This is a genomic window from Pedobacter riviphilus (assembly GCF_014692875.1).
Classification (GTDB): domain Bacteria; phylum Bacteroidota; class Bacteroidia; order Sphingobacteriales; family Sphingobacteriaceae; genus Pedobacter; species Pedobacter riviphilus.
Genome location: NZ_CP061171.1, coordinates 852,807 through 876,136, shown reverse-complemented (window position 1 = coordinate 876,136; position 23,330 = coordinate 852,807). Strand labels below are relative to the sequence as shown.

The 23,330-nt window shown below is 36.7% G+C and carries 24 protein-coding genes and 1 pseudogene; 12 read left to right on the top strand and 13 right to left on the bottom strand.

The genetic code is table 11. The features are described 5' to 3' along the window. Positions 1 to 300: 300 nt before the first annotated feature. The 3 genes from H9N25_RS03660 to H9N25_RS03650 form a co-directional block, all read right to left on the bottom strand. Positions 301 to 519 (bottom strand): CcmD family protein, encoded by a 219-nt coding sequence (locus tag H9N25_RS03660; RefSeq protein WP_029275364.1) that lies wholly within the window; start codon positions 517 to 519, stop codon positions 301 to 303. Between the two features lies 1 nt (position 520). Beyond that, positions 521 to 1,270, bottom strand: coding sequence for a cytochrome c biogenesis protein (locus H9N25_RS03655; RefSeq protein WP_223833567.1), 750 nt, complete (start codon positions 1,268 to 1,270; stop codon positions 521 to 523). A gap of 143 nt (positions 1,271 to 1,413) precedes the next feature. Beyond that, positions 1,414 to 2,079 carry a heme exporter protein CcmB gene (locus H9N25_RS03650; protein WP_108200712.1) on the bottom strand — a complete coding sequence of 222 codons (666 nt, stop codon included), beginning with the start codon at positions 2,077 to 2,079 and terminating at the stop codon, positions 1,414 to 1,416. 120 nt (positions 2,080 to 2,199) lie between these two features. On the opposite strand from H9N25_RS03650, the gene H9N25_RS03645 reads away from it, so the two are divergent. Further along, entirely contained in the window at positions 2,200 to 2,679 is a 480-nt protein-coding gene (locus tag H9N25_RS03645; RefSeq protein ID WP_190327983.1) for a methylated-DNA--[protein]-cysteine S-methyltransferase, read from the top strand. Between the two features lie 20 nt (positions 2,680 to 2,699). Continuing rightward, positions 2,700 to 3,098: a cupin domain-containing protein gene (locus H9N25_RS03640; protein WP_190327982.1), complete on the top strand. Its 399-nt coding sequence runs from the start codon at positions 2,700 to 2,702 to the stop codon at positions 3,096 to 3,098. Between the two features lie 256 nt (positions 3,099 to 3,354). On the opposite strand, the gene H9N25_RS03635 is transcribed toward H9N25_RS03640, so the two are convergent. From H9N25_RS03635 to H9N25_RS03620, 4 genes and pseudogenes are all read right to left on the bottom strand, one after another. Then, complete coding sequence (locus tag H9N25_RS03635) at positions 3,355 to 3,756, bottom strand: hypothetical protein (RefSeq protein ID WP_190327981.1); 402 nt, start codon at positions 3,754 to 3,756, stop codon at positions 3,355 to 3,357. 205 nt (positions 3,757 to 3,961) lie between these two features. Then, entirely contained in the window at positions 3,962 to 4,297 is a 336-nt protein-coding gene (gldC, locus tag H9N25_RS03630) for a gliding motility protein GldC (RefSeq protein ID WP_029275370.1), read from the bottom strand. A 117-nt stretch (positions 4,298 to 4,414) separates the two neighbouring features. Further along, positions 4,415 to 4,687, bottom strand: coding sequence for a hypothetical protein (locus tag H9N25_RS03625; RefSeq protein ID WP_167293366.1), 273 nt, complete (start codon positions 4,685 to 4,687; stop codon positions 4,415 to 4,417). Further along, positions 4,687 to 6,032: pseudogene (locus H9N25_RS03620) on the bottom strand (DEAD/DEAH box helicase). Before H9N25_RS03620 ends, H9N25_RS03625 begins: the two are co-directional and overlap by 1 nt. A gap of 293 nt (positions 6,033 to 6,325) precedes the next feature. Between H9N25_RS03620 and H9N25_RS03615 the strand changes: the two are divergent. Genes H9N25_RS03615 through H9N25_RS03605 form a run of 3 tightly spaced genes read left to right on the top strand, consistent with a single transcriptional unit; the run spans position 6,326 to position 9,163 of the window. Continuing rightward, a complete protein-coding gene (locus H9N25_RS03615; protein WP_190327980.1) occupies positions 6,326 to 7,660 on the top strand; it encodes a dihydroorotase in 1,335 nt (444 codons plus the stop codon). A 46-nt stretch (positions 7,661 to 7,706) separates the two neighbouring features. Continuing rightward, on the top strand, positions 7,707 to 8,081 hold the full coding sequence (locus H9N25_RS03610; RefSeq protein WP_190327979.1) for a hypothetical protein: 375 nt from the start codon (positions 7,707 to 7,709) through the stop codon (positions 8,079 to 8,081). 5 nt (positions 8,082 to 8,086) lie between these two features. Continuing rightward, a complete protein-coding gene (locus H9N25_RS03605; RefSeq protein ID WP_190327978.1) occupies positions 8,087 to 9,163 on the top strand; it encodes a DUF3810 domain-containing protein in 1,077 nt (358 codons plus the stop codon). A 41-nt stretch (positions 9,164 to 9,204) separates the two neighbouring features. Here H9N25_RS03605 and miaE read toward each other — a convergent pair whose 3' ends face one another. Next, complete coding sequence (gene miaE / locus H9N25_RS03600; protein WP_190327977.1) at positions 9,205 to 9,786, bottom strand: tRNA-(ms[2]io[6]A)-hydroxylase; 582 nt, start codon at positions 9,784 to 9,786, stop codon at positions 9,205 to 9,207. Positions 9,787 to 9,939: 153 nt separating this feature from the next. On the opposite strand from miaE, the gene H9N25_RS03595 reads away from it, so the two are divergent. Beyond that, positions 9,940 to 11,175 (top strand): glycosyltransferase, encoded by a 1,236-nt coding sequence (locus tag H9N25_RS03595; protein WP_190327976.1) that lies wholly within the window; start codon positions 9,940 to 9,942, stop codon positions 11,173 to 11,175. Between the two features lie 84 nt (positions 11,176 to 11,259). Here H9N25_RS03595 and H9N25_RS03590 read toward each other — a convergent pair whose 3' ends face one another. Continuing rightward, entirely contained in the window at positions 11,260 to 13,995 is a 2,736-nt protein-coding gene (locus H9N25_RS03590; protein ID WP_190327975.1) for a TonB-dependent receptor, read from the bottom strand. Between the two features lie 311 nt (positions 13,996 to 14,306). On the opposite strand from H9N25_RS03590, the gene hscA reads away from it, so the two are divergent. Continuing rightward, a complete protein-coding gene (gene hscA / locus H9N25_RS03585) occupies positions 14,307 to 16,163 on the top strand; it encodes a Fe-S protein assembly chaperone HscA (protein WP_190327974.1) in 1,857 nt (618 codons plus the stop codon). A gap of 432 nt (positions 16,164 to 16,595) precedes the next feature. Further along, positions 16,596 to 17,627 carry an LLM class flavin-dependent oxidoreductase gene (locus H9N25_RS03580; RefSeq protein ID WP_190327973.1) on the top strand — a complete coding sequence of 344 codons (1,032 nt, stop codon included), beginning with the start codon at positions 16,596 to 16,598 and terminating at the stop codon, positions 17,625 to 17,627. A gap of 1 nt (position 17,628) precedes the next feature. Here H9N25_RS03580 and H9N25_RS03575 read toward each other — a convergent pair whose 3' ends face one another. Further along, positions 17,629 to 18,072: a DUF4395 domain-containing protein gene (locus tag H9N25_RS03575; RefSeq protein WP_190327972.1), complete on the bottom strand. Its 444-nt coding sequence runs from the start codon at positions 18,070 to 18,072 to the stop codon at positions 17,629 to 17,631. Between the two features lie 261 nt (positions 18,073 to 18,333). Here H9N25_RS03575 and H9N25_RS03570 point away from each other — a divergent pair, with 261 nt between their 5' ends. From H9N25_RS03570 to H9N25_RS03555, 4 genes are all read left to right on the top strand, one after another. Beyond that, positions 18,334 to 18,972, top strand: a complete 639-nt coding sequence (locus H9N25_RS03570) for a hypothetical protein (RefSeq protein WP_190327971.1) — start codon at positions 18,334 to 18,336, stop codon at positions 18,970 to 18,972. Between the two features lie 90 nt (positions 18,973 to 19,062). After that, the gene (locus H9N25_RS03565; protein ID WP_190327970.1) at positions 19,063 to 19,515 is read left to right on the top strand and encodes a DUF1569 domain-containing protein; all 453 of its coding nucleotides are present in this window, start codon (positions 19,063 to 19,065) and stop codon (positions 19,513 to 19,515) included. 115 nt (positions 19,516 to 19,630) lie between these two features. Next, on the top strand, positions 19,631 to 20,056 hold the full coding sequence (locus H9N25_RS03560; RefSeq protein ID WP_167293354.1) for a VOC family protein: 426 nt from the start codon (positions 19,631 to 19,633) through the stop codon (positions 20,054 to 20,056). Positions 20,057 to 20,109: 53 nt separating this feature from the next. Next, positions 20,110 to 21,066: a zinc dependent phospholipase C family protein gene (locus tag H9N25_RS03555; RefSeq protein ID WP_190327969.1), complete on the top strand. Its 957-nt coding sequence runs from the start codon at positions 20,110 to 20,112 to the stop codon at positions 21,064 to 21,066. On the opposite strand, the gene H9N25_RS03550 is transcribed toward H9N25_RS03555, so the two are convergent. From H9N25_RS03550 to H9N25_RS03540, 3 genes are all read right to left on the bottom strand, one after another. Continuing rightward, positions 21,067 to 21,753, bottom strand: coding sequence for a DedA family protein (locus tag H9N25_RS03550; RefSeq protein ID WP_190327968.1), 687 nt, complete (start codon positions 21,751 to 21,753; stop codon positions 21,067 to 21,069). 64 nt (positions 21,754 to 21,817) lie between these two features. After that, positions 21,818 to 22,534, bottom strand: a complete 717-nt coding sequence (locus H9N25_RS03545; RefSeq protein WP_190327967.1) for a DUF4397 domain-containing protein — start codon at positions 22,532 to 22,534, stop codon at positions 21,818 to 21,820. Positions 22,535 to 22,593: 59 nt separating this feature from the next. Further along, the gene (locus H9N25_RS03540) at positions 22,594 to 23,274 is read right to left on the bottom strand and encodes a DUF4397 domain-containing protein (RefSeq protein WP_190327966.1); all 681 of its coding nucleotides are present in this window, start codon (positions 23,272 to 23,274) and stop codon (positions 22,594 to 22,596) included. Positions 23,275 to 23,330 lie beyond the last annotated feature (56 nt).

Below are 23,330 nucleotides of genomic sequence, written 5' to 3'. Positions count from 1 at the left end.
ACCGGATATAAAAAAAAGTGACCAATTGTGTTGATCACTTCTTAATTTAATCTAAATCGTCCCGTTGATTTAATTTATATCTAATCAAACTTGATCAATAAATTACCAAAAAACAATACTGTGATGTAGGTATTTTATGTGGTTACTGCTCTGTATTTTTAATTAGAGCTTTTAAAATCACCAAAAACCTCTTTTACAATAAGATAAATACAAAAATTTGATGATTTTAACCTTAAAATACACCTATTTACAGACTATTAAAGCAAAATATGGTTTTAACCAGGATTCGTATTTGCGCTATTATTTATCAGTTTGGTTTTCTTTTTCTATTTTCTTTAACCTTTTATCGATCGAAAACAGGTAGGCCAGCAAACCTACAAGAATAATTACGATACATATTACCACAACATATATCTTTCCATTGCTGCGAAGGCTATCGGCCATTTCTACGCCATTATCCTGCGCAAATAACTGCATAGTGGCCATCATTAATATCAGGGAGAAAAATATCTTCTTCATCTTAGTTATGTTGTTGTTTGTTTTCGTTTGTTGTTGATTGATTTTCATCTGTAACGAAGCTATCACGAACACCTTTCATTTCACCGTAATCAGGTGTATTCGTGATGGTTTCTATTGAACGTATTCTGAAACGGATGGTATAAACCCAGTAACCGATTAATATCCAGCCCAAACATGCTGGGTAAAATACCATACGCATGCGACTATCCAAATCGTAACTGTTAAAGCCAGGATTACCGCCATTGCCCGGGTGCAATGAATCTTTTAAACGGGGTAAAACAAAAAGTAATACCACCATCATTGGGAAGGCGAAAATATTGTAAATGGCAGAAATCTTGGCTCTTTTCTGTTCTTCGTCTATCGCATTGCGAAGAATGAGGTAGGCAAAATAGAGCAAGATTGAAATGGCAGCGAAATTCTGTTTAGGATCGAAACTCCAAAACTGTCCCCAGGTATATTTAGCCCAAATGGCACCTGTTACTAAACCTAAAACGCCAAAAACTATCCCTGCGTTTACGCTTTCTACCGCTTTAATATCATCAATTTCACTTTTGGTGCTTAATGATTTTATACTGTAAAAAACAGAGATCGAAAAGAGCACAATCATGGCGAACCACATCGGAACATGGAAATACAGATTACGGATTGTTTCGTTCAAAATAGCCAGATGCGGTACACCAAGTAATAAACCTGCTATTGCAGTATAAATTACCAAAACCGAACCTAAAATTTTCCACCAAATTTTATTCATGCGTATATTTAATTTTGAATGTTGAGTTATGAATGAGCGGATGTTCTTTTCTTATGCCTTTAATCTTTAATAAGGCATCAAGGATTTAATACTTTCGAATTTCTCATTTTTATAATTCAATCATTCTCTCATTCAATCATTTTTTAATCTCTCCAAAGGTAAGGAAATAACAATAAAGACGTTGCCACCATCAGCACATTCACTACAAGTAACATCGCTATTTCATCGTAACTATTCTCCCACGGCAAGCCGTCAACAGCATTTTTGGCCAGTTTAATTAACAAGATCAATACCGGAATAATGATTGGAAAGCTTAAAATAGCCATCAACATTCCACCATTTCCCGCTTTACTTGCAATTGCCGAAACCATTGTAAATACAGTAGAAAAACTGATACTACCCAATACCACGGCTACGTAATACATCACCAAATCGGGGGGGGTAAAAGAATCGAAAACCAGCGTATAAAAACCTAAAGCAATTGTAGTAAGCACCAACATAAGGAGCGTATTGTAAACCGTTTTAGAGATTAAAACCGCTGCTGGGCTTGCCAAAATATAACTATACAACTGCTGACCTTTGGTTTCCTGCAAAAAACTTTTAGATACACCATTTATTGAAGCAAAAAGCATGATGATCCAAAACAAAGCATTCCATGTTAATTTATCACCCAGGCTAACAAAAGAGAGGTAACAAGTAAAAATGGTAGAAACCACATAGAGCAATACACCGTTAATGGTATATTTGGAGCGCCACTCTAACAATACTTCTTTGTGAATTAAATATTTAACCTCTTTGGCCAATTGCATAACCGCAAAGATACTTTTATTGATAAATATTGCACGCTTAAATTGTTGTATTGTTGTAATTTTGTTCAAGAATAAGCGCAAAGGAAATTAGCCACAGAAACACTGAAGTCACGGAAAAATATGAATTACGCATCAGTTATAACATCGCCTGTTGGCCCAGTAACCATCTTAGCCGATGACGAATTTGTACATATAATTACTTTTGCTGAAAAGGATATTACAGGATTATCAGAAAATGCACTTACGGTAAAGGTATCCAATCAGTTAAATGATTATTTTAAAGGCGATTTAAAGGATTTCGATTTCCCTATAAAGCAAAAAGGGACTGAATTTCAACAGGAAGTCTGGCAGAATTTACTGACCATACCTTTTGGCGAAACCACCTCATATGCCAAATTTTCTGCACACAATCCGTTAGCGATACGGGCTATTGCTGCAGCAAATGGAAAAAACAATATTGCCATTGTAGTACCTTGCCATAGGGTAATTGGCAGTAACGGCAAGCTTGTAGGTTACGCAGGTGGCTTATGGCGCAAACAATGGCTGCTGCAACACGAACGTGAAGTTGCCCAAAAAGGACAAACCGAATTAAAATTTTAAAACCATACTTTTTTTTGCAGATGAACACAGATCAAGCCGAAACAACTAAAAATGATATAAAAGCCATCCGTTTAATTAATATTGAAGATAACAAATGTGCTTTTGAAACGGGCACAATCCCTATCCGTCAGCATATTAATGCGAGTTATTTTTTCGCACAAACCGATGTATCCACTTTAGAGAAAATCCCCCACCCTGCCCCAAGACGTCAATACGTAATTACGCTTAAGGGTAAACTTCGGTTTACAGTAAGCAGTGGCGAAACTTTTATTATAGAGCCAGGGGTTATACTCATCGCCAATGATACAGCTGGAGAAGGACACACCTGGGAAGTTATGGAAGGCAATGAATGGGAACGGATTTATATTCCTTTGGAAGATGATACAGATGATTATTTTATCGCAGATACTTCGTTTTAAAACCGAAAAGGATGCCAAAACCTCAGCTGACATCCAAAAAATAGGCGATATCCTGATACAAGGTTTGGAGCAGATTAAAAAGAAAGGAAACAATTAATTCTCCATCATAACCTTGTTTCAAAAAACAAACGCAGGTAACTTAACGATTACCTGCATTTTAATTTAATATTGTTTTATATCTAAGCGTTCTTTCTTAACACGCGTAGCCGATAAAATCATGGCTGCTAGCTATTCCTAAACAATTCGGTTGAATGAGCTAAGATTTCACCTCTAACTGCGTTTTTTTAATACTAAAAAGCATAAATATAACACCTACCAAAAGTACAATCCAGCCCCACTGGAAATGAACAACTTTACCGATAAGTTTATTGGCGAAGCCATATTTAGTATAATTATTTGCAGTAAAATAAACAGCAACTACTGCTAAAACATACCAGATAGCCATTACGAAACTCATAAACTTAAAGGCACCAACTTTTCTGATAAACAGAAACAATACCGAAATGGCGATAATGGCATAGGTGATCAAAAACAAACGGGCATCTGATTGATACAAGTTCCAATTGCCTTTAATGGGCACTTTTAACATTGGGCAAAAACCTGCAATACCGCATAACAAAATGCCTAACCAAGCCCTGAATTTATTTAATACTAACATATTTTTGGTTAATCGGTTAACTGGATAAATTGGTTAATAGTTTATGACAGAAGTCGATGATTAATAGTTTAATCGCTAACTTGTCTGGCATTTTTTAATGACTAATGACTAATGACTAATGACTAATGACTAATGACTAATGACTAATGACTAATGACTAATGACTAATGACTAATGACTAATGACTAATGACTAATGACTAAAACTACTGCCCCTCAATAATCCCCATCTTATCAGCAAAATGGGCACAGTAATCGCGTAAATCTTCAACAATCAAAGTTTCGTTTGTGGCTTTTAAAAAGCTATCGCCCATGGTCTGCAAAGTTTCGTAGAAGAAACGTTTCATCTCATCAACAGGCATATCTTTTGTCCAAAGATCTATCTTTAATGTGTTTTTATAATTGTGGTCCCAAACCGATAAAAACATAGCCTTTGCAGGCACTTTATCAGCGTTTCCAGAATCTGTACTTTCCCAAAGTATATTATCTGGGTTATTGCCTTCATCTAACTCAACGGTTATTTTTATTTCTGCTTTTTTCATTTTTTTTAAATATGATTACACCGATTAAAGGATTACACCGATAAAGGGATTCTTAGGATATCAGTTTATTTTTCCGGATGCAAAGATGCTTAATATTAGTTTTACTTCATCGTAGCCTTACACTACTTTTTGTAATATTAACATCAAGATTGCGGCAATGAAGATAAAGATCAATTCTACCACCCAGATCCTTTTAATATCTTTTAAGGTGAATCGGAAAATCATATCTGTAATAAAGGTTACAAGAATAAGACAACCTAAAATCAGGAGATAAAAGCCGCTCATATCCACATGACGTGGTGCTGTGCTTTTCTCTGAAACTAAATTTATGGCCACTAGTCCCAAACCAATGGCGCTTACAATATTTAAAGGCGTAATCCTAAGCTTCATTACTTTTTCTTATCGAATTTTTTACCCTTTTTAAAACTTTTTACTTGCTTACCAGCTTTTGCTTTGGCTTTTTCTCTTACCTTTTTCTCTATCGCCGCAGCATGTTTTTTCTCATGGAAAGCCCCTTTAAAGTCAGGATCTTCCTTGCGTTTCTGCATATCAATTTCCTTCGCAATATGTTGGCGCTCTTCGTAAGGCGTTTCATCAATGAAAACACCTTCCGGAATTTCGGCCACGGGAATATATTGGCGGATTAATTTTTCGATCTTGCGGATATAATATTTTTCGGCATCCGTTGCAAAGGTAATCGCATCACCTTTGGCAAAAGCCCTACCGGTACGGCCAATACGGTGTACATAATCTTCAATAATAATCGGCACATCGAAATTGATTACGTGGCTTACATCACTCACATCAATACCCCTACTTGCCACATCTGTAGCCACTAGAACCCTGACATTACCCTCTTTAAAACTATTTATGGAGTTAATCCTGGTATTTTGCCCTTTATTAGCGTGGATTACACGGACATTTTCCGCACCATACCTGCGTTCAATAAAACTGTAAATATTATCGGCAACGGTTTTTGTTTTACAGAAAATAATCAGGCGGTTAAATGCCTCATCATTTTTCAGCAAATGCTGCAGTAAATTAATTTTCGTTTTAAAATTAGGAACGTAGTATAAAGCCTGTGTTACGTTTGCTGCAGGGGTTGCTTGTGCAGATGCCTCAATTACAAGCGGATTATTCAAGAAATCGCCTGCAATTTTCTGCACCAAATCGCTCATCGTTGCAGAGAATAACAAATTCTGGCGTTTACGTGGAACAATTTCTAAAATCCGGTGAATAGAGCCAATAAACCCCATATCCATCATTTTATCAGCCTCATCAAGCACCAAAAACTTTAGGCTTTGTGTGTTGATATCACCTGCTAAATATAAATCCAGGAATCTTCCGGGGTGGCAATCAGGATATCAACTCCTTTTGCGATCTGTTCTTTCTGTGTTTTCGGGCCAATTCCACCAAAAATCACTAAAGAACGTAAATCGGTATAAGTAGAAAACAACTTTACCTGCTCAGCAATTTGCATGGCCAGTTCACGCGTTGGAGATAAAATCAGCGCTCTTGGATTATCGCCCTGCGCGTATTTCAATTGCATTAAAATTGGCAAAACAAAAGCAGCTGTTTTTCCTGTGCCCGTTTCGGCGATACCAAAAATATCTTGTCCAGATAATACTGGTGCAATTGCTTTTTCCTGTATCGGTGTGGCAACGGTGTAACCTGCATCGGCAACTGCATTTAAAATTTGCCTGTTTAATTTAAATTCTTCGAACGATTTTGCCATAGCGCACAAAGATAGTGATTAAGGTTGAGGGTTTGAAGGTGTAAGGCAGAAGGTTTCAATCCAATGCAGAATCTAAGCTTCTTTTTATCAGAATTAGGAGTAAAGCAATTTCAGTAATTTTTCGGTTCCTGTGGTCCTGCTATCCGTTTTACTTCGTTACACTCCGTGTCCACTGCTATCAGGTTTATTTAACCAAAAACAGTAACATAAAAACTCAATTCCCCCTATCCACAGCATCAAAATCTTGATACTTGATACTAGCTACTTAACACTAAATTACTACCTTTGAAACCATGAATTCTTACCTGATAAAAGCCGCCACAATTGTAAACGAAGGACAAAAAATTGTTGCCGATGTATTGATAAAAGATGGATTAATAGCCAAAATCGGTCAAAATCTATCTGCACCTGATGCCCAAGAAATTAACGCAGAAGGACAATACCTTTTACCAGGGATGATTGACGATCAGGTCCATTTCCGCGAACCAGGCTTAACCCATAAGGCCGATATTTTTACCGAAAGTATGGCTGCCGTAGCCGGAGGGATTACCTCTTTTATGGAAATGCCCAACACCGTACCCAATACTTTAACACAGGATTTATTAGCTGATAAATACGAAATTGCTGCTCAAACCTCATTGGCCAATTACTCATTTTACATGGGCGCCAGTAACGACAATATTGAAGAGGTTTTAAAAACCGATCCGAAAAATGTTTGCGGAATTAAGGTTTTTATGGGTTCATCAACCGGAAATATGCTGGTGGATAATGAAAAAACCCTGGAAAATATTTTTAGCAAAGCACCAATATTGGTAGCTACGCATTGCGAAGATGAAGCAACCATCCGCCATAACCTGGCCGAATTTAAAGCCAAATATGGCGAAGGGCTTACTATAGATATGCATCCTTTGATCCGCAGTGCCGAAGCTTGTTATAAATCATCGTCATTGGCCGTGGAGCTGGCGAAAGCCTACAAAACCCGTTTGCATATCCTGCACATTTCTACAGCGAAAGAAATTACCCTGTTTGATAACATTACGCCATTAAAAGATAAAAAAATTACGGCCGAAGCTTGTGTACACCACCTTTGGTTTAATGATAAAGATTACGCTTCAAAAGGAAATTTTATTAAATGGAATCCTGCAGTAAAAACGGAAGATGATCAAAAAGGTGTGCTTAAAGGCGTTCTTGAAGACTATATTGATGTGATTGCAACAGATCACGCCCCACACACGCTGGCAGAAAAGCAGCAGCCTTACGCTCAAGCCCCATCAGGTGGTCCACTGGTACAGCATGCTTTGCCAGCACTGCTAGAAATGCATTTACAGGGCAAAATATCTTTAGAGAAAATTGTAGAAAAAACAGCGCACAACCTGGCCATCTGTTTTGATATCGAAAAACGCGGTTTCATTCGTGAAGGGTATTGGGCAGACTTAGTGTTGGTAGACTTAAAAGATTCCTGGAAAGTAACCAAGCTTAACAATTTCTACAAATGTGGGTGGAGCCCTTTTGATGGTGATACTTTCCAGGCAAGTATTACACATACCTTTGTTTCAGGTAATTTGGCTTACCAAAATGGCAAATTCACGACAGATCAGATCGGAAAGCGATTAACTTTTGCAAGATAGATTTGTTATATTTATCGAAGTATCCAATTAATATCATCGGTAAATAATGCTTACATTCAATCCTCCTATAGAAGATAGAACAACAAAACAACTGCTATTAATTGTAGGCTCTCCAAATGCATGGGATGAATCCGCCATAGAACAGGCCCAACTAGAGTTAACCTTAAGAAATGTTGATGAATCAGAGATCAAACATGCAAAACACCAGTCCAAACAAAAGGTTAGATTACAAGATCTAAAAAGAGCGAAAGAATCTTATTCCTTTTTCGACTTTATCTTTGAGCCAAGTACTTTTATAGAAGTTATAGTTTCCTGGGAATTAAGGAAAGATGGATACCTTAGAAAAGCAGACCAACAACGATGGCTAAGGCCAATATTCATATTGGTGATGATTATGATAATCGTTATTCTTAGCTTATAATATAAATGCAAAAAAATAAATCTATCTACTCAAAATTTATTGCGATTTTACTTATTGCTATACTTATCTACCTTTTTGGTTTCTTCCCCACCCTTGTCCAAAAATATTATTCAACAGGTTTTTATCCTCACATCTCCTCAACGCTAAGGTTTATTTCTGCTCTGTTTCCTTTTGCTATTGGCGATATTATTTATGTTTTACTTATTGGTTTTGTACTTTATAAAATCGTTAGATTCTACAGCCGTCGTAAATCACTAAAAAAGCAGGATAGAATTATTATACCCTTACAGATTTTAAACTTCTTTTTAATTCTTTATATCATTTTCAAAATAGTTTGGGGTTTAAACTACAGCCGACCAAGTATAAGCGAAGAATTGGGCATTGGGAATGAAAAATATAGTGTTAAAGAATTGGTTGTTCTTGGGGATTATTTCATCAAAAAAACCAATGCACTAAAAGTGAAGCAGGGCAAAATCCCAACTTACACGGTCAAAGAACTAGAAATAAAATCAGCAGCAGCTTATGCGTTGATGGCACAAAAAAATCAGTTGTTCCATTATCCAAACCCTTGTTTAAAATCGGTTTTAAACTCATGGATGATCAGTAAAATTGGCATCGAAGGTTATTATGCGCCACTTTCTGGCGAAGCCAACATGAATATGAATCTGCCCAACTTTGTAAAACCCTATGTAAGCTGCCACGAAATAGGCCATCAATTGGGCGTCGCTTATGAGGATGAAGCTAACCTATTGGGTTATTTAACTGCAAGCAATAGCCCTGATGTAAATTACCAATATTCTGCCAATTATGAAATGTTACGCTATATTTTGTTTGAGATCAGAATGAAATCACCTGACGATTATAAAACACTTCACACAAAGCTCCTACCGCAGGTTTTAGCCGATTTTAAAACCGAAAAAGAATTCTGGCGAAAATACAATGGTGATATGTTCGGTTATATGGATGCCGCATTCGATAGCTTCTTAAAATTGAACAACCAGAAAAAAGGAATCGATAGCTACCAAGATATTGTAATTTGGCTATGGAATATACATAAAAAGCAGTTGTCAGTTGCCAATTAGCAGTTTTCAATTAACAGTAACAATAAAAACTGTAAACTGAATTAACCGTGAATCGCCTCTTTGGTCCCAAAACTCTGAATCAGCTCTCCTTCAAAATCTAACCATTCTTTCCAACGTTTATCTACATCCACATCGATACTGTATTTACGTGCAAAATTTAAAAATGTGGTATAATGCCCTGCCTCCGAAACCATTAGCTCATGGTAAAACTTGGCCAGCTCCTGATCTTTTATATTTAACGAAAGTACCCTGAAACGTTCGCAGCTTCTGGCTTCAATCATTGCTGCAAACAATAACCTGTCAATAAAAGCCATATTCCGGCTTCCGTCTTTTTTACTAAATTTCACCAAACGACCAACATAGTCATCTTTCCGCTCGCGACTTAAAGTATAGCCCCGTTTTTTTATAATTTCAATTACCATCTGAAAATGTTGCATTTCTTCGATGGCAATTGCTGTTAATTCATCTACCAAGTCCTGATGTTCAGAATTTTGAGTGATTAATGTAATCGCGTTGGTTGCAGCCTTTTGTTCGCACCAGGCATGGTCAGATAAAATTTCTTCTAAATTCGATTCAGCAATATTTGCCCAACGTGGGTCTGTCAATAATTTTAATCCTAACATGTAGTGCTTTGTAATTGAGCTGCAAAATTAGGAATATTTAAGATACGTTTAATATCTCCCGCAGATTTAAAAGAATATACAGCTTACATTTTACCCCGCTAAAATCACATTTATCCTCGGGAGCCAAAAAAAAGAACTTATTTTTACAGGCAAATGAATACAAGTACAAAGAAATTATTGATAATTGGATTGGTCTGGCCCGAACCCAACTCATCGGCAGCAGGTACAAGGATGATCCAGTTGATTGATTTATTTCTTTCGAAAGGTTATCAGATCGTTTTTGCATCGGCAGCATCAAAAAGCGATTTCAGTTACGATTTTAGTAAGACTAACGTTTTTGAACAGCAAATCAAACTGAACGATGTAAGTTTCAACGTATTTCTGAAAAAATTAAATCCAGATTTAGTGCTTTTCGACCGTTTTATGGTAGAAGAACAATATGGCTGGCGCGTTCAACAGGAATGCCCTAATGCACTTAAGGTTTTAGATACCGAAGATCTGCATTGCCTGAGAAGTGCCCGCCAGCAAAGCGATAAGAAAAAACAAGTTTTAGACTTATTTTCGGATACGGCCAAAAGAGAAATTGCTTCAATTTTACGTTGCGATTTATCTTTAATCATTTCTGAAGTGGAAATGGATATGCTGAAAACACAGTTTAAGATCGATGCTTCATTAATTTATTATTTACCATTTTTAGAAAAAGAAATCACCAAAAAAAATATTGCGAACTGGATTTCTTATGAAGAACGGGCTGATTTTGTTTTCATTGGCAATTTCCTTCACGAACCCAACTGGAACACCGTGCAGTTTTTAAAAACCAAAGTATGGCCTGTGCTCAGAAAAAGGCTTCCCCATGCAAGTTTGAATATATTTGGATCTTACGCATCGCAAAAGGTGCTGCAACTGGATAACAAAAACGAAAAGTTCTTAATTAAAGGAAGAGCTGTAGATGCTAAAGAAACCATTGCTAAACACCGAATATTACTTGCTCCTATTCAGTTTGGTGCAGGTGTAAAAGGCAAATTTATTGATGCCATGCATGTAGGTACCCCATCTGTTACCACATCAGTTGGTGCTGAGGCCATGAAAGGCAATTTAGATTGGAACGGTAGCATTGAAGATAATTTAGCGCTATTTATAGACGAAGCTGTAAAACTCTATCAGGATAAAAATGCCTGGCAAGTGGCACAACAAAATGGCGTACAGATTATTAACAAAAGGTATTCTGCTAAATATTTTACTGGTCCATTCATACTAGAACTTGAGAGATTAACTTCAGATTTAACTGCACACAGGCAAAATAACTTTTTCGGACAAATATTAAATCACCACACCGCGCAGAGTACAAAATATATGAGTTTGTGGATTGAAGAGAAGAATAGGAGATAGTTCAGAGTCCTTAGTCCGAAGATATAGTGTATTAAAAATACAAAAGAGGTATTGAACAAATCAAAACCTCTTTTGTATAATATTTTAGAAATTAAAAGCAAGTTTAGTAAATAACCTTCGCCCATTAAAACCCATTTGAACGGCATCCCATGCACCACCTGTTTCACCATCATAGGCAGAAAGCTTTGCACCTTGTACGTAACCATAATCAGGATGAATATTAAATACGTTATCGGCACCAAAAAATACAGTCACTTTTTTCGAAATTTTGTAAGAGCCATAAATATCGGTAACCATTTTACCTGAATAATTAAATTGCTCCAAAACTGTTTTGTTTGGATCATCATCCAATGCAACCAATGGTGGATAAGTGTTTGCATAACCATAGCCTAAAATCGAAATTTTGCCATAGTATAGAAAATGCGTGCCAACCATCCAATTACCAAACCCATAATCTAAGTTTAATCCCAGTTTTACAGGAGGAGCAGATGCTTTAATATATGCTTGCTCTCTGTCGCTAAAAAATGCCTGTTGGTTTTTATAAGAACCATCTAAAGCATTCGGAATATTAATTTTATCAATATTTAGATGATTTAAGTTTCCCGTAAACAAGACTTTAATGCTTTTATTATCAAATCGTTTAGTATAATCGACAACTAAATCCAAACCATAATTTGTGGTATTAACTGCATTTGCAAAAAACTGTGCCTGTGCAACATTTAATTGATTCAAAATTGGTTTTAAAGCGGGTATACTTTCGTCAAATTGACCAGATAATACCACCCTATCCTTAATATTAATGCGATAACCATCTAAGGTTACTGTAATTTCAGAAACTGGTTTCCACGAAAGGCCTAAACTTGCATTAATGGATTTTTCTTGTTTCAGGTCAGGAATTCCGGCTGCTCTTGTAATTGGACTGTAGTTCGGCGCGATTTTAACTTCGAAAACATTGCCTCCCTGCACGTTTGTAAACGTATTGCTGAAATTAATTTGTTGTAGTGATGGTGCACGAAAACCTGTACTTATCGATCCACGAACATTAAAATTGTTTGTCAGTTTATAACGGGTCGCAAATTTGTAATTACTTGTAAAGCCAAAATCATTATAATTTTCTGCCCTAACGGCAACACCAATAAGCCACTTATCGGTAGCATCCAGTTCTGCATCAATGTAAGCTGCAACGTTAGATCGGCCCGCGTTAACTTCATCGCCTGGCTGATAACCTGGAAAACCTTGAGCACCTGTAGCCTTGTTTGGGTTATAGTTTGAATATGAATCTTTTTCTCCTGCGTAAATTTTATAGTTTTCATACCTATGCTCTAAACCAAAAGCCAAATTCAATCCCGATGCAACAGTTGGAATTGCCTTACTCAAATTAAAGTTGACTGTATTTTGCAAAAATGAAAAACCCCCATCATCAAAATGGGTTTTACCGGCACCAAGAGAAGCATTAAATGTTTGATCACCATAAAAATGAAAATTGTTACGGCCCAGTGTATTACTTAAATCCCAGTTCCAGTCTTTGCCCCATATACCTTTTACACCTGCTGCAAAAGATAAATCCTGGATTTTAGTCTGGATGATCGGATCATAATAAGTTTCCCCATCAGCTGTGGTTTGTAAAATAGGATTCCCTGCAACTCCATCCGGGAAACGCTCTGGACGCTCAGATAAATTTCTGGTATAGGCATAAGCATCCGACGCTTTTATATTACCTCCGCCGAATGAATAAATTACTGTTTTTGTATTTGCAATCGGCAGTTCCATATTATACATTAAACCACCAGAAGTTACCGATCCATCACCCGTAGATCTTCTAACCTTATTAATTGGCAAACCATCTTTCGAACTTAAATCTGTATTCAGATTTTGTCTGAATGTTTTACCATTAGCAAAAAAGTTTCCTGAGAAATTAATAAAACCATTATGTTTACCTAGCCCAACACCATAATTGGCACCTAAAGAAAATGCATTCCCATCAATTGCACCACCCTGCCGATACTGTCCCAGCTCTTTACCATAGTGGGTATTGTTTCGTGGATCATAATAGCCTGAATACCCAGTATTAACACTTAAAACGCCAATATCCTTTTTCAATATTAAGTTAATTACCCCTGCAATCGCGTCCGATCCATATTGTGCCGACGCACCATCGCGTAAAATCTCAACACGGTCTATCGACGATTCTGGAATCGCATTTAAATCTGTACCTGAATTTCCCCTTCCCCTGGTTCCGAATACCGCAACAAAGGCTGTTTGATGCCGGCGTTTGCCATTAACCAAAACCAATGTTTGATCTGGGCCCAAACCTCTAAGCGTAGCCAAATCTATTTGATCGGCACCATCTGATCCACTTTGTTTGTTAAAGTTAAAAGACGGTGAGGCAGCATTTAAAATGGAAGTTAAATCCATTTTTGCAGTAGGCATGTTAACCTGATTAATCTTGATCACATCAATGGGAACAGGCGTAAGAATAGAAGAGCGGCCTTTACCGCGGGTTCCAACTACCACGAAATCGCCGAGATTTTGTGCACTTTCGGATAAAATAATTGTTAAAGGTCCGGTTGTTGCTACTACTTCTCTGGTTTCATATCCAATAGCACTAACAATTAGGGTTCCTTTATCAGAAACAGAAAGCTGAAAATCTCCATTCTGATCGGTAACAGTGCCCTTGCTCGTCCCTTTCTCTTTAACAGAAGCGGCTATAATCCCTTCTCCTTTCAGTGTTGTAACCTTACCTTTTACAATATTTTGCGCAAAAGAGGCTATTGGGAGTAAATAAAACCCAATTAATACATAAAATAACTGTTTTTTCATATTTGTTTTGATAAATGTATGAGCAATATAAATAATACAAAGGTATTTTACACACACAAACACCATAAAACACAAAACACACTTAAAAATATAAGCAAATACAACAAAAAATCAGACTAATAAGTAGATTTCAATAAAATTTAATCAAATATTTAAAGGAAAATTCAAACATTTTAAAAACAGCCCCTTATTCTTATCCGCTGTTAGAAATAAACTATACTCACTTTTCAGTTGTAAATTGTTCGGGTTTATATTTTCTTGCTAACAAATGAATGACATAACCTTTATTTAAAAAGCATATTTTTGCTCCTATGGCAAAAATATCAATTAACCTTGCTACAGGTTCGTTTCAAAAGGAAGAAATTATAGTCGGAATAGATTTAGGTACAACCAATAGTTTGGTGGCGTTTATCAATCCAGATAAGAATCCGCAGGTAATTAACGATGCAGGTAAAGGAATATTGGTACCATCGGTGGTATACTTTAATGGCCAGAATGAAGCCGTTGTAGGTAATGAGGCTAAAGAATATTTAACTACAGATCCTTCAAACACCATTTTTTCAGTAAAAAGATTACTAGGCCGTTCTTACAAAGATGTAGCCGAACACAAAGACATTTTCTCTTACAAAATTATCGACGATGATAGCGATGCTTTGGTAAAAATCCATGCTGGCGACCGTTTCTACACACCGATCGAATTATCGGGAGAAATTTTGAAAGAGCTTAAAGCAAGAGCAGAACACGCCTTAAAAACTCCGGTCAACAGAGCTGTGATCACTGTTCCGGCATATTTTAACGATAGTCAGCGTCAGGCCACCAGAGATGCCGGAAAGTTGGCTGGTTTAGATGTAATGCGCATTGTAAACGAACCTACTGCAGCTAGTTTAGCTTATGGAATCGGTTTAGACCCGTCGCAACAAAAAACCATTGCGGTTTACGATTTAGGAGGAGGAACATTTGATGTTTCTATTCTACAGATCCAGAATGGAATTTTCGAGGTATTGGCTACAAACGGCAATACTTATTTAGGTGGTGATGATTTTGACCGTGCCATTTTAAACTATTGGTTAAAGAAAAACAACCTTGATGTAGCAGTTGTTGCTCAGGATAATATTTTAATGCAAACCTTACGTCTACAAGCTGAGGCTGCTAAAAAAGCCCTATCTAGCCAAAATTTATATAACGAACAGGTTGGTGAGATCTGGTGCACACTTGATAAACAAACTTTTGAGCAGTTAATTTCAGCAAAGGTCGAAGAAACCATTACTGCTTGTAAGAATGCATTGAAAGATGCCGATTTAACCGCCGCCGATATCGACGAGGTAATTTTAGTAGGGGGTTCTACCCGTACACCATATGTAAAACAGGCTGTAGAAAATTTCTTCGGTAAAAAACCACAGGATAATATCAATCCTGATGAAGTAGTAGCTCTTGGTGCAGCCATTCAGGCTGATGTTTTGGCAGGAAACCGCTCTGATATTTTATTGTTGGATGTAACGCCACTTTCATTGGGTATCGAAACTATGGGCGGTTTAATGGATGTAATTATTGCCCGCAACAGCAAAGTGCCTACCAAAGCCGGTCGCCAATACACCACTTCGATAGATGGGCAGGTAAACATGAAAATTTCTGTTTATCAGGGTGAGCGCGATTTAGTAAAAGAAAACAGAAAATTGGCTGAGTTCGACTTAAAGGGAATTCCTGCAATGCCTGCTGGTTTGCCAAAAGTAGACATCAATTTTTTACTGAATGCCGATGGAATTTTAACCGTTCAGGCCATAGAGTTACGTTCGGGCGTTAAACAAGAGATCGAAATTACGCCAAGTTATGGCTTAAGTGATGATACAGTAGAGAAAATGCTCCTCGACAGTATAGAACACGCCAAAAGTGATGTGGAACAACGTATGCTCATTGAAGCAAGAAGCGAGGGTGAACAATTGCTCTACACTGCCGAACGTTTTATCGAAAAACATGCTGAGCATTTAACAGAGGCTGAAATTTCAGAAACCAAGGTACATATCGAAGCGCTTAGAACGGCTTTAGCTACTCAAGAAAAAGATACTATTTTGAAGAAAGCAGATGAGCTGAATGAATTTACCCGTCCTTTTGCAGAACGCGTGATGGATGCAGCGATTTCTACTGCAATGAAAGGTAAGAAGATAGAGTAGTTTTCAGTTGGCAATTAATAGTTCTCAGTTTTTTGTTAATAATTGCCAATTTTAACCTAGTTGCGTCATCCTGGACTTTTTCAAAATCTTTCTTGCTTTAACCATTTAGAATGAATCACCTTATATTTCTTATATATGGTTCAATTTAGCTGAAATCGTCGTTCTGAACTTGTTTCAGAATCTATCCAGCAATTAAGACTTATACGTTTATTTTCTTTTTGGAAAGCAAAGGCAATGCTTATCGGTGCCGATACTCCCGCTTTTGCTTCTGCCGATGAAGAATCGGCATCCACGCCAATCGGGTTTAGCTAACTTAGTCCTGTATAAAAAACTCAGGTTGCGGTGTGCATGACTAATGTTTAATTTTTCTTATCATACATCAAAAACCGCTATCACCTTATCCATTAACTTTGTTAAAATTATTTTAACATTATGGAATTAGGAATCGGTATGTTTGGCGATTTGCAGATTAATGCAAAAGGAGAAATTCAACCCGCTCAGCAAAGACTTCAGGAAATTATAGCAGAAATAAAACTAATGGACGAAGTTGGTTTAGATTTCTATGGGATTGGCGAACACCACCGCCCTGATTATGCTGTATCGAGCCCCGAAATTATATTGGCCGCCGCTGCTACTATAACAAAAAACATTAAATTAAGCAGTGCAGTCTCGGTTTTAAGTTCATCTGATCCCGTTAAACTGTATCAAAACTTTGCCACAATAGATTTAATTTCAAACGGAAGAGCCGAATTAATGGCAGGTCGTGGAAGTTTTATAGAATCGTTTCCCCTATTCGGATATAACCTACAAGATTACGACGAACTTTATGAAGAAAAGTTAGCACTACTCCTTAAAATAAACGCGGCGCCAAAAATTACATGGAAAGGTAAATTTAGACCAGAGTTAAATAACCAGGAAGTATTGCCAAGGGCTGTAAACGACAATTTAAAAATTTGGGTCGCTGTTGGTGGAACACCAGAATCAGTAGAACGTGCTGGCAGATTAGGTTTACCTGTAATGTTTGCCATCATTGGCGGTCAGCCCATACAGTTTAAGCCGCTTTTCGATTACTACAAAAGAGTTTACGAAGCATATGGGCACGATATGAGTAAATTTGAAGTAGGTATACATATGCACGCTTTATTTGGCGAAAACAGTAACGAAGTTGCAGATTATTACTACCCACTTTATTCTGCTCAGATGAACAGGATCGGTAAATCACGTGGCTGGCCACCTTATCAACGCAATCAGTTCGACGCTGGCCGAAGCAGTAGTGGTGCTTTAATTATTGGCGATGTAAACGAATCTGTAGAGAAGATTTTAGCCATGGAAGAAACCTTTGGCTTAACACGCTTCTCAGCACACATGGATGTAGGCGGTCCATCTCATGCAGCTTTAATGAAATCAATAGAGTTATTCGGAAGCAAAATTGCACCTAAAGTACGTGAAGCTTTAAAGAAATAGACTAAGCCTCGCTCTTTTTTGTGAAAATCTGCAAAAAAGAATAGATATAACAACCTACACAAATAGCGAATAAGCTCTCTAACAAAGCGAAAACGATCATGATGGAGGTAAAAATCAGCGTTGCATTATAAAAATCAAATAGAAATACCGCGGTAATCAAAAGGCAGAAAGCAAAGCCCAAGGTTGCCGCGAACTTTTTTGGTGCTAAATCTTTCATTTTCGGAGATAGAGAAAGTCCGTCAGATATTTTAATCGCGATAAATTTCAACACACTAAATTTACCTGTTGTAAATGCCCTTAAAGCAAAATCAAATAGCAAGAAAACAATTGCCCAATAATTTGAAAACACAACACAAGCTATTGCAATCACCGCAACCATAAAGGCAATAATCCTAACTACATTTTCATTTATTCTTTCTGCTGATATCGGGCAAGATAATTCCATGGACATGATTTTGATGTAAATTTATTTAATTTTGGTTAACATGCATAGCGCTGTACTTGAATGTTTTGCCACCAGAGGCGAAAAATAGCAGCCATTCCACCCCAATTCAACTGCAATGCAGGAGTATCTTTCTGTTTTTTACAAAAAAATAACGAAAAGTTAGCAAAAGTACCTTAAATGTTCTGGAAAATACTTTTCCAATCATTTCAAATTACTTATAAAACAATTTTATTAATTTGGCAAAACCTATACCAGTGAAAAATGAAAGCATACATTATAATAATCTGTTTACTAGTTTTTTACGGATGTACAAATACCAACCAAAAAGCAGTCAATCTTGAAGAAAAAAATGCCTCAGATTTAAAAAAGCAACATTTAAGTTTGTTTACGCCCAAAACCTTTTATTATACCAACGATTTGCAAGAAGATAATCCTGCATGGACAGCGGCAAAATATTCAATATTTCAATCCAAAACGTTGGATAGTTTAAACCACCGTTACTTTGAATTACTTGATGTATATGGTAATGACGATAATATTGTTGTTTTTAACGAAGTTTTTCATGAAGGCAATCGGATTAAACATATAATACTAGACACACTCTATAATTATAGTGATTTTGCAAAAGATATACCCGATAAAGGTACATCGGTTGGTGTTTTGCATAAAGATGAGTTAATTGGAATTGAGACAAAAGGCATTGAAAAAAACTCGATCATTGCAGTGATAACTACATCAGGTCAGAATTCGTTCAAAGCAGATGTAGACAGCGCAATTGCAAAACATAAAAAAGCAGGCAAAGATCCTTTTGAGGTTGTTGATGTTAGCAGAAAGATGAGCGTTATTAAAGCCTGGTATGCGAATTCGAAAACGGGAAAAATAGAGCCAATAAAAAATTAGCTGGTTTTAATTCCGAAAAATTGATTCTTAACCTGTGTATTCGTTCTTATATTTAGTAAAATAAATACACACTCCAGATATAAACAAACCATGAAGAACATTTTCCAACCCGCAGTAACTAGCGAAATTATTGAAAGAATTAACAAGCTTACCCCTACTACTACTCAACTTTGGGGCAAAATGAATGTTGCACAAATGTTGGCACATTGCAATGTAACTTACGAAATGGTTTACGATGATATTCATCCAAAGCCAGGGCCGATTATGAAATTTATTTTGAAAAAACTAGTAAAAAGCAAAGTAGTAAACGAGAAACCTTACCCTAAAAACAATCAGACGGCACCACAGTTTATTATTAAAGATGAAAAGGATTTCGAAAAAGAGAAAACCCGTTTAATCGACTATATTAACCAAACCCAGCAGCTTGGCGAAGATTATTTCGACGGTAAAGAATCGCATTCATTTGGCCCATTAGCAAAAACCGAATGGAACAATATGTTCTATAAACACCTGGATCATCATTTAGCGCAATTTGGTGTTTAGTTTAGATGCGTAAGAACAAATTATTGTCCAAATCACCCCCTTAAATCGTCACTTTTAAACCTTACACAGGCCAAAAATCTTGTCTAACTTGTGGTAACAAAAAAAATGATATAAAATGGCAAAACCACTTGTAACATGCCTTTGGTTTGACGGACAAGCCGAAGCTGCAGCAAAATACTATTGTACCGTATTTAAAGATTCTAAAATTACCCAGGTAACGCCCATGGTAGTTACTTTTGAATTAAACGGAAATAAATTTATGGGACTCAATGGAGGTCCGCAATTTAAGTTCGATGAAGCGATTTCTCTTATGGTAAATTGCGATAACCAGGATGAAATAGACTATTACTGGGACACTTTTATAAATGACGGTGGTACAGAGAGCGTTTGTGGATGGTTAAAAGATAAATTCGGACTTTCGTGGCAAATTGTCCCATCAAACATTGGTGAGCTAATGGCAGAGCCCGAAAGAGCAAAAAGAGTAATGGATGCCGTTATGCAGATGAAAAAGCTTGATATGAAAAAAATGGAAAACGCATAATTTTTGCTTCTAAACCCCTAGTTTTACAAAGAAAATTTTTTATCTTCGGGTATATGAAAAGATTAACGATTTTAACCGCGTTAATCATCCCTATGTTTCTTTGCACCTCCTGGGGTTTCTTTGCACATCAAAGGATAAACAACCTTGCTGTTTTCACTTTGCCTGCTGACATGATTGGTTTCTATAAAAAGAATATCAAATACATTACCGAACATGCTGTTGATCCAGATAAACGCAGGTATGCTGATACGCTCGAAGCACCACGGCATTACCTCGATGTGGAGAACTATGAGAAAAATATTGATAGTATTCCCGAAAAATGGGATGATGCCCTGGCAAAATATGGCCTAAAAAAACTGAACACCGATGGCATTATCCCTTGGCAAATACAACGCAGTTATTATGGTTTAGTTAAAGCCTTTAAAATGCGTGATTCGGTAAAAATCTTAAAATATTCCGCTGATCTGGGCCATTATATTGGCGATGCACATGTTCCTTTACACACTACCGCCAACCATAACGGGCAACTCACCAATCAGGTTGGTATCCACGCTTTTTGGGAAAGCCGTTTACCCGAATTGTTTTCAACTCATTACAATTTTGTTGTAGGCCATGCGGATTATATTGAAAACCCATTACAAGAAGTATGGAAAATAATTAAACATACGCACAGTTTGGTTGATACCGTGCTAACTTTCGAAGCTGAACTGAGTGCATCATTTCCTTCCGACAAAAAATATAGCTTTTCTGAAAGGAATAATACTGTGCTAAAACAATATTCTACAGCCTATTCAAAAGCCTACCATACTAAAATGAATAATATGGTAGAAAAACAAATGCGTGCTGCCATATTAAAAACAGGCTCATTTTGGTATTCTGCCTGGGTTGATGCAGGTCAGCCTGTGCTTAAAAACTTGATTAAAACAGCATTATTAGCTGATGAGAAACTAGAAATTGAAGCGGTAGAAAAGAATTATAAAAATGGGGCCCTAATTGGTAGGGAATTTTAATTATAACTTGGTATCCTCTCCTTCGATAATTGCTTCAATCTTTTTAGGTTGTAAACGGCTTCTGATAGCTGCCCAGATAGCAGGGACAAAAGTTACCACAGCAATAAAAATAATAACCAGTTCAAAATTATTTTTAATTACCGGGATTTGTCCTAACAGATACCCTCCCATCAACAACGCAAATATCCAAGCTACACCGCCAATAATGTTATAGTAAGTAAAACGACCAAAAGGCATTTTCGCTATTCCCGCTACAAATGGCGCTATGGTTCTGAAAATTGGAAGAAACCTGCTTAACATAATGGCCTTACCTCCGTGTTTCTCAAAAAATTCGTGAGATTGATGATAATATTTAAGCTTCAAAATTTTGTTCTTTTCTTTAAATACCCCCGCGCCTAAAACACTCCCCAGTTTATAATTAACTGTATTTCCTAAAATTGCTGCTACAATTAATATAATGAGCATGATCCAGATATTTAAACCGGTTTCATGTTCGCCTGCAATTAAAGCACCCATTGCAAAAAGCAACGAATCGCCAGGAAGGAATGGTGTTACCACAAAACCAGTTTCAGCAAAAATGATCAGGAATAAAATGAGATATGTCCAGGTGCGATATTCGTTAACAATTTCAGCTAAATGTACATCTATATGAAGAATAAAATCTATAAGCTGTTGTAGTAGTTCCATTTATCTAATTTTGGGCAAAAGTATGAATAGTGAAGGGATTAAATGCTAGTATATTGCAATAAAATTAGTTGGAAGAAACTAAGCGCATTTGGAGCTCTCCTTTTTTTGATCCGTCCAATAATACATAATAAACCAATCCCTTTGAAATGGCTACTGATGTGGCTGGACTAGTAGTAGGAGGAAGAGAATCTAAAGTTAAAACTAGCGGTTGGGTTGCAATTGGGGTTTGAAGGGCAAAAGAAATGTGTGTTGCTTTACTTAAAGTAACTTTATGAGTCGATTTTTCGCCATATTTAGCAACGAATTCAGTAAAACTACCACCATCATCCTTAATAATCACATCTGATCCTAAAGTGTAGCCCAAGTTTAAAAAATTCAACGTTACTACATTAAGATCCTGTTTTACATCATCTTTATAAACCTTTAATACCGGCGGGCTTGTAGCTGTTGTACGTGTATAAAAAATCGAATAATTAGCACCAATTTCAAACTTAGAACTTGTGCTTGCCACATCTATCCCTGTATTTATATTTTTAGAAGTGATGGTATAAGTTGAGTCTCCGGCAACAACAACATAATTACTATTTGATCCATAAGTTGTTGAAGCACCTGATTGGATACCATTTAAGAAAAAGTTCTGCGTCGTATCCGTTACTGCAGACTGGAAATACCTAACTTTAGCATCGCCTTCAATTAGATTATTGTTTTTAATGCATGAGCTAATTAAAACGGCAAGTGCAAAAAGAAGAAATATTTTTAGAAACAGTACTTTGTTTTTCATAATTAATTGCTGATGCTAATAAAACGTAAAGATAGCAGAAAGCATATTAAACTTTGAAATTAATTATCGGTAATGATATGCGCTCCTAATGTTGCTACAGTAGTACCGCTAAACCAAATGGTATATATCTTCCCTGCTTCTAAAGCCGTACTTTGGATGGTTTTAACATTACCAGAACCTACTACTGTATATCTTAAATTGAATCCTGTATCTACAGTAAAATAGGTAGATGCTTCTTTAAAAGCCAGTCCATTCACAAACTGGGTACCGCCTTCAACCATCACATTTATGCCGGTAGCAAAATTAGGCGTCAGGTTAATCAGTTTAATTTTAGCTTTACCTACTTCGGTATTACTTAAGTTATCTTCATAACTTACTATTTCCATTTCTCCTTTTTTATTGGTTACCAGAAAAGTTGTGTAGGTAATAGACGGTGTAAAGTTAAAAGAAGTATCAGTAGTGGTGTTATTTGTGCCGGTATAAGAAATGCTTCTATTACCAGAAGGTATTCTTACGTAATCGCTGGTTTCGCCAAAAGCTAAAGCTACACTGGTTAGTTTTTCGTTATCGAGATAAACATCCTGGTTCTCGTTGGCCTGCGATGCATTAACCATTTTTACCTTGGCCTGGCCTTTTACTACTTCATCTGGATTATCCTTTTTACAGGATGACAAGCCTATACTACTACATAAGCAGGTGAGCAAAATTATCGATTTCGAGAGATTGTTATAGATTTTCATTGGTTGTTAGTTGGTTAAAACAAAAATGGCTCGGTCAAAAACCAAGCCATTTTCTT

What these genes read in the sequence shown, in the direction of transcription:
- H9N25_RS03555 (WP_190327969.1), top strand. Translation starts at nt 20,110, where the DNA reads ATGAAAAGATTAACGATTTTAACCGCGTTAATCATCCCTATGTTTCTT.
- H9N25_RS03540 (WP_190327966.1), bottom strand. Translation starts at nt 23,274, where the DNA reads ATGAAAATCTATAACAATCTCTCGAAATCGATAATTTTGCTCACCTGC.
- H9N25_RS03660 (WP_029275364.1), bottom strand. Translation starts at nt 519, where the DNA reads ATGAAGAAGATATTTTTCTCCCTGATATTAATGATGGCCACTATGCAG.
- H9N25_RS03570 (WP_190327971.1), top strand. Translation starts at nt 18,334, where the DNA reads ATGAAAGCATACATTATAATAATCTGTTTACTAGTTTTTTACGGATGT.
- miaE (WP_190327977.1), bottom strand. Translation starts at nt 9,786, where the DNA reads ATGTTAGGATTAAAATTATTGACAGACCCACGTTGGGCAAATATTGCT.
- H9N25_RS03650 (WP_108200712.1), bottom strand. Translation starts at nt 2,079, where the DNA reads ATGCAATTGGCCAAAGAGGTTAAATATTTAATTCACAAAGAAGTATTG.
- H9N25_RS03560 (WP_167293354.1), top strand. Translation starts at nt 19,631, where the DNA reads ATGGCAAAACCACTTGTAACATGCCTTTGGTTTGACGGACAAGCCGAA.
- H9N25_RS03595 (WP_190327976.1), top strand. Translation starts at nt 9,940, where the DNA reads ATGAATACAAGTACAAAGAAATTATTGATAATTGGATTGGTCTGGCCC.
- gldC (WP_029275370.1), bottom strand. Translation starts at nt 4,297, where the DNA reads ATGAAAAAAGCAGAAATAAAAATAACCGTTGAGTTAGATGAAGGCAAT.
- H9N25_RS03635 (WP_190327981.1), bottom strand. Translation starts at nt 3,756, where the DNA reads ATGTTAGTATTAAATAAATTCAGGGCTTGGTTAGGCATTTTGTTATGC.
- H9N25_RS03565 (WP_190327970.1), top strand. Translation starts at nt 19,063, where the DNA reads ATGAAGAACATTTTCCAACCCGCAGTAACTAGCGAAATTATTGAAAGA.
- H9N25_RS03645 (WP_190327983.1), top strand. Translation starts at nt 2,200, where the DNA reads ATGAATTACGCATCAGTTATAACATCGCCTGTTGGCCCAGTAACCATC.
- hscA (WP_190327974.1), top strand. Translation starts at nt 14,307, where the DNA reads ATGGCAAAAATATCAATTAACCTTGCTACAGGTTCGTTTCAAAAGGAA.
- H9N25_RS03545 (WP_190327967.1), bottom strand. Translation starts at nt 22,534, where the DNA reads ATGAAAAACAAAGTACTGTTTCTAAAAATATTTCTTCTTTTTGCACTT.
- H9N25_RS03610 (WP_190327979.1), top strand. Translation starts at nt 7,707, where the DNA reads ATGCTTACATTCAATCCTCCTATAGAAGATAGAACAACAAAACAACTG.
- H9N25_RS03550 (WP_190327968.1), bottom strand. Translation starts at nt 21,753, where the DNA reads ATGGAACTACTACAACAGCTTATAGATTTTATTCTTCATATAGATGTA.
- H9N25_RS03615 (WP_190327980.1), top strand. Translation starts at nt 6,326, where the DNA reads ATGAATTCTTACCTGATAAAAGCCGCCACAATTGTAAACGAAGGACAA.
- H9N25_RS03655 (WP_223833567.1), bottom strand. Translation starts at nt 1,270, where the DNA reads ATGAATAAAATTTGGTGGAAAATTTTAGGTTCGGTTTTGGTAATTTAT.
- H9N25_RS03640 (WP_190327982.1), top strand. Translation starts at nt 2,700, where the DNA reads ATGAACACAGATCAAGCCGAAACAACTAAAAATGATATAAAAGCCATC.
- H9N25_RS03625 (WP_167293366.1), bottom strand. Translation starts at nt 4,687, where the DNA reads ATGAAGCTTAGGATTACGCCTTTAAATATTGTAAGCGCCATTGGTTTG.
- H9N25_RS03590 (WP_190327975.1), bottom strand. Translation starts at nt 13,995, where the DNA reads ATGAAAAAACAGTTATTTTATGTATTAATTGGGTTTTATTTACTCCCA.
- H9N25_RS03580 (WP_190327973.1), top strand. Translation starts at nt 16,596, where the DNA reads ATGGAATTAGGAATCGGTATGTTTGGCGATTTGCAGATTAATGCAAAA.
- H9N25_RS03605 (WP_190327978.1), top strand. Translation starts at nt 8,087, where the DNA reads ATGCAAAAAAATAAATCTATCTACTCAAAATTTATTGCGATTTTACTT.
- H9N25_RS03575 (WP_190327972.1), bottom strand. Translation starts at nt 18,072, where the DNA reads ATGGAATTATCTTGCCCGATATCAGCAGAAAGAATAAATGAAAATGTA.